At 72.6% G+C, this 4,486-nt stretch carries 5 protein-coding genes and 1 pseudogene; 4 read left to right on the top strand and 2 right to left on the bottom strand.

What is annotated here, in order from left to right:
• The 4 genes from ABZ261_RS29390 to obgE form a co-directional block, all read left to right on the top strand.
• The coding region (locus tag ABZ261_RS29390) for an iron-containing alcohol dehydrogenase family protein (protein ID WP_356864365.1) at positions 1–847 on the top strand (847 nt) is incomplete at its 5' end.
• A 188-nt stretch (positions 848–1,035) separates the two neighbouring features.
• Positions 1,036–1,356 carry a 50S ribosomal protein L21 gene (rplU, locus tag ABZ261_RS29395; protein WP_028422127.1) on the top strand — a complete coding sequence of 107 codons (321 nt, stop codon included), beginning with the start codon at positions 1,036–1,038 and terminating at the stop codon, positions 1,354–1,356.
• Positions 1,357–1,370: 14 nt separating this feature from the next.
• Positions 1,371–1,625, top strand: a complete 255-nt coding sequence (gene rpmA / locus ABZ261_RS29400; RefSeq protein ID WP_055703572.1) for a 50S ribosomal protein L27 — start codon at positions 1,371–1,373, stop codon at positions 1,623–1,625.
• 139 nt (positions 1,626–1,764) lie between these two features.
• The gene (obgE, locus tag ABZ261_RS29405; protein WP_356864367.1) at positions 1,765–3,210 is read left to right on the top strand and encodes a GTPase ObgE; all 1,446 of its coding nucleotides are present in this window, start codon (positions 1,765–1,767) and stop codon (positions 3,208–3,210) included.
• 141 nt (positions 3,211–3,351) lie between these two features.
• On the opposite strand, the gene ABZ261_RS29410 is transcribed toward obgE, so the two are convergent.
• Together ABZ261_RS29410 and ABZ261_RS29415 are read right to left on the bottom strand one after the other, a co-directional pair.
• Complete coding sequence (locus ABZ261_RS29410) at positions 3,352–3,873, bottom strand: hypothetical protein (RefSeq protein ID WP_356864369.1); 522 nt, start codon at positions 3,871–3,873, stop codon at positions 3,352–3,354.
• 481 nt (positions 3,874–4,354) lie between these two features.
• Positions 4,355–4,486: pseudogene (locus ABZ261_RS29415) on the bottom strand (UTP--glucose-1-phosphate uridylyltransferase); the annotation flags it as partial.

Here is a 4,486-nt window from a genome sequence, read left to right on the forward strand (position 1 = left end):
GGACGACGCCGTCCGGCTGGCCGACGAGATGAAGTCCGGCAAGTACGACGCGGTCGTCGGCCTCGGCGGCGGCAAGGTCATCGACTGCGCCAAGTACTCGGCGGCGCGCATCGGGCTGCCCATGGTCGCCGTCGCCACCAACCTCTCCCACGACGGCCTCTGCTCGCCCGTGTCCATCCTGGACAACGACGCCGGCCGCGGCTCCTACGGGGTGCCCACCCCCATCGCCATCCTGGTCGACCTGGCGGTGGTGCGGGAGGCCCCGATCCGGTTCGTGCGCTCCGGCATCGGCGACGCGCTGTCCAACATCTCCGCGGTCGCGGACTGGGAGCTGGCGGGCCGCGTCAACGGCGAGAAGATCGACGGGCTGGCCGCGGCCATGGCCCGCCAGGCCGGCGAGGCCGTGCTGCGCCACCCGGGCGGCTGCGGCGACGACGGGTTCCTGACCGTGCTGGCCGAGGGGCTGGTGCTGTCCGGCATCGCCATGTCCATCGCCGGGCACACGCGCCCGTCCTCGGGCGCCTGCCACGAGATCAGCCACGCGCTCGACCTGCTCCACCCGAAGCGGGCGGCCAGCCACGGCGAGCAGGTGGGCATCGGCGCCGCCTTCGCCACGCACCTGCGGGGCGACCACGAGGGAGCGCTGCTGATGGCCGACGCGCTGCGCCGCCACTCCCTGCCGGTGGTGGCGGAGGAGATCGGCTTCAGCGACGACGAGTTCGTCCGGGCGGTCGAGTTCGCCCCGGAGACCCGCCCCGGCCGGTACACGATCCTGGAGCACCTCGCGCTGCCGCCGGAGGGCATCAGGGAGGCGTACGCGCAGTACGTCGCCGCGGTCACCGGCTGAACCACACCCAGTTTGACCCGCTACGGTCGTGGCCCGTAACCTTGACCGTCGGCGTGTCCACTGAGCACGCCACATCCCCGTAAACCTCTTCCTCCCGGGCACACGGCTGGCCGGGAGAGGTCGTCCGTGGTGTTCGTGGGCGACTGGCCTGCGGGGGTGCCGTTTCTTCGAGCGAAAGTGAGATCCGCGTGTACGCCATCGTGCGCAGCGGTGGTCGCCAGCACAAGGTTGCTGTCGGCGACATCGTTGAGGTTGACAAGATTTCCACGGCCAAGGTTGGCGACACGGTCGAGCTCTCGACCCTGCTCGTTGTCGACGGCGACTCCGTGACCAGCGACCCGTGGGTGCTGGCCGGCATCAAGGTCCAGGCCGAGGTCGTGGACCACCACAAGGGCCAGAAGATCGACATTCTGCGCTACAAGAACAAGACCGGCTACCGCCGTCGGCAGGGCCACCGCCAGCAGTACACGGCGATCAAGGTCACGTCGATCCCCACGGCTGCGAAGTAAGGGACTGAGGAGACATGGCACACAAGAAGGGCGCATCGTCCACCCGGAACGGTCGCGACTCCAACGCCCAGCGGCTCGGCGTGAAGCGCTTCGGCGGTCAGGTCGTGAACGCGGGTGAGATCCTGGTCCGCCAGCGCGGCACCCACTTCCACCCGGGCGCCGGTGTCGGCCGCGGCGGCGACGACACGCTGTTCGCTCTGCAGGCCGGTGCGGTGGAGTTCGGTACCCACCGTGGCCGCAAGGTCGTGAACGTCGTCCCGGTCGCCTGAATCAGCTGATTCACGGCGCGACCGAGCGACTCGTTCGAACCCTTCGCGAGGCGGACCTCACTTCCCGGTCGGGAAGGCGGGTCCGCCTTTCGCGTGTTAACCCTGAGACACACCCGTATTTCCCTGGAGGCACCGAACCATGACCACCTTCGTGGACCGCGTCGAGCTGCACGTCGCCGCGGGTAACGGAGGCCACGGCTGTGCCTCCGTCCACCGTGAGAAGTTCAAGCCGCTCGGCGGCCCGGACGGCGGCAACGGCGGCCGTGGCGGTGACGTCGTCCTGACCGTCGACCAGTCGGTCACGACGCTGCTCGACTACCACCACTCCCCGCACCGCAAGGCCACCAACGGCAAGCCCGGCGAGGGCGGCAACCGCTCCGGCAAGGACGGCCAGGACCTCGTGCTGCCGGTGCCGGACGGCACGGTCGTGCTGGACAAGGCGGGCAACGTGCTCGCCGACCTGGTCGGCCACGGCACCTCGTACATCGCCGCCCAGGGCGGCCGCGGCGGCCTCGGCAACGCGGCGCTGGCCTCCGCCCGCCGCAAGGCGCCCGGCTTCGCGCTGCTGGGCGAGCCCGGCGACGTGCAGGACATCGTCCTGGAGCTGAAGACCGTCGCGGACGTCGCGCTGGTCGGGTACCCGAGCGCCGGCAAGTCCTCGCTGATCTCCGTGCTCAGCGCCGCCAAGCCGAAGATCGCCGACTACCCGTTCACCACCCTCGTCCCGAACCTGGGCGTGGTGACCGCCGGCTCCACCGTCTACACCATCGCCGACGTGCCCGGCCTCATCCCCGGCGCCAGCCAGGGCCGCGGGCTCGGCCTGGAGTTCCTGCGGCACGTGGAGCGGTGCAGCGTGCTGGTGCACGTGCTGGACACCGCCACGCTGGAGTCCGACCGCGACCCGGTCTCCGACCTCGACGTCATCGAGGAGGAGCTGCGCCAGTACGGCGGCCTCGACGACCGGCCCCGGATCGTCGTCCTCAACAAGATCGACGTGCCGGACGGCAAGGACCTCGCGGAGATGGTCCGCCCCGACCTCGAGGCCCGCGGCTACCGCGTCTTCGAGGTGTCGGCCGTCGCCCACACCGGGCTGCGCGAGCTGTCCTTCGCGCTCGGCGAGCTGGTCGCCAGGGCACGCGCCGCCAAGCCGAAGGAGGAGGCGACGCGCATCGTCATCCGGCCCAAGGCCGTGGACGACGCCGGCTTCACCGTGACCCGCGAGGAGTCCGGCGGCGAGCCGCTGTTCCGGGTGCGCGGCGAGAAGCCCGAGCGCTGGGTCCGCCAGACCGACTTCAACAACGACGAGGCCGTCGGCTACCTCGCCGACCGGCTCAACCGCCTCGGTGTGGAGGAGGAGCTGATGAAGGCGGGCGCCCGCGCGGGCGACGGCGTCGCCATCGGCCCCGAGGAGAACGCGGTCGTCTTCGACTGGGAGCCGTCGGTCATGGCCGGTGCGGAGATGCTCGGCCGCCGGGGCGAGGACCACCGTCTCGACGCGCCGCGGCCCGCGGCCCAGCGCCGCAGGGACCGGCAGGCCGAACGCGACGACCTGGAGCGGGAGTTCGACGACTTCGAGCCGTTCTAGCCGCCGCCGTCCCGGCCGTGCGGCTTCCGGACGGGCCCGCCGTTCGCTGGGGCGGCGTCCGGCGGCGGTTCGCGGGGCAGTGCCCGGCGAGGGGCCCGGCCGCAGCGCGGCCGGGCCCCTCGTGCGCGGCGTCCGCCGCCGTCAGCGGGCGCTCGCGGTCGTGATGTCGGCGATGTGGTCGTACCGCTCCAGCAGCACGAAGAGCTTGGTCTTCCGCGCCGTCCCCCCGCTGCCGTAGGTCAGGGTGACGACGACCTCGTGGCCGTTGCCCACGGCGCCGTTGTCGGTCACCGTCCACTGCGCCGGGACGTTCTGCGCGCGCAGGACGCCGTCCGTCCCGTTCTCCTCCTCCCAGGCCGCCAGCCGCTCGGCGAAGTCGGGCGCCAGGTAGTGCTTGCGGAGCGCCGTGGCCAGCGCGGCGTCCGGGTCCGGGTAGTCGCTCTTCGCGTCGATGTACGCGCCGTAGAAGTCGGCGACCCGGGTCACCGCCTGGCCGGGCGTACCGCTGACCGGCTGCGCCGCGGCGGACGCCTGCGCGGGGGCGTGGACGGACGCCTGTGCCGGCGCCTGCGTCGACACGCCGAGTCCGACGGCCAGGACGAGGCCGGCGACGGCGGCCGCGCGGCGGCCCGGACGGCGGTGTGCGAGGAACTTCCTGTTCATGTGCGTCTTCCTTCTGTGGGTCCGTGGGTGATCGCTTCCGGCCGCTTCCGGCTGCCGTGCCGAAGGCGCTGCCGGCGTGTCGCCCCTCACCCGCCGATGCGGGGACGGGCGCCCGACCGCCCGGCCGGGCGGGAGCCGGGCCGGTGTCTTCGCCCGCAGGCTCAGAGGTGGGTGTCGTCGCCATGCTGCTGCCGGGGCGGTCCGCCTCGGCCGGTGCGACACCCAGAGCTTTCAGGACGCCGGGCAGGCACGGCAACAGCCGCCGCCACACCTGCGCCGGTGGAACCGTCCCACCCCAGCTGACCTGCGGAGACAGGAGTGCCTGGGATGCCGTCCCGGGATGCGGGGACGACCCGTCGGGGGTCGAGCGGGCCGGAGTCATGACCGTCCGCCGCCGCAGTGCGGGAAGGAAGCCGGCAACGCGAGAGGGCGGGCCGGAGGTTGCCCTCCGGCCCGCCCTCTGCTGTCCGCGGCGCCGGCGTCAGCCGTCGCCGTCCGTCATCTCCTCGGCCACGAAGCGGCGGAGCCAGGTCCGGAAGTCCGGGCCCAGGTCCTCACGTTCGCACGCGAGGCGGACGATGGCACGCAGGTAGTCGCCGCGGTCCCCGGTGTC

The sequence above is a fragment of the Streptomyces sp. NPDC006193 genome, from assembly GCF_040613915.1.
Classification (GTDB): Bacteria; Actinomycetota; Actinomycetes; order Streptomycetales; family Streptomycetaceae; genus Streptomyces.